Below are 349 nucleotides of genomic sequence, written 5' to 3'. Positions count from 1 at the left end.
GCCTCCCGTAGGAGTCTGGGCCGTGTCTCAGTCCCAGTGTGGCCGTTCACCCTCTCAGGTCGGCTACGCATCGTCGCCTTGGTGAGCCGTTACCTCACCAACTAGCTAATGCGCCGCAGGCCCATCTACAGGTCACAGATTGCTCCGTGTTTCCAAACTCTGACAGGCGTCAAAGTCTTGTATTCGGTCTTAGCTACCGTTTCCGGTAGTTATCCCGATCCTGCAGGCAGGTTGCCTACGTGTTACTCACCCGTCCGCCGCTAACTGTTCCCGAAGGAACAATCCGCTCGACTTGCATGTATTAGGCACGCCGCCAGCGTTCGTCCTGAGCCAGGATCAAACTCTCCAT

At 57.0% G+C, this 349-nt stretch carries 1 rRNA gene; it reads right to left on the bottom strand.

What is annotated here, in order from left to right:
* Positions 1-349, bottom strand: a 16S ribosomal RNA gene (locus LRL21_RS45040); the annotation flags it as partial.

Source organism: Paenibacillus periandrae (genome assembly GCF_022458865.1).
In the GTDB taxonomy this organism is placed as follows: Bacteria; Bacillota; Bacilli; order Paenibacillales; family NBRC-103111; genus Paenibacillus_S; species Paenibacillus_S periandrae.
The sequence above is the reverse complement of the archived record's forward strand: the minus strand, read 5'-3'. Positions and strand labels throughout refer to the sequence as shown.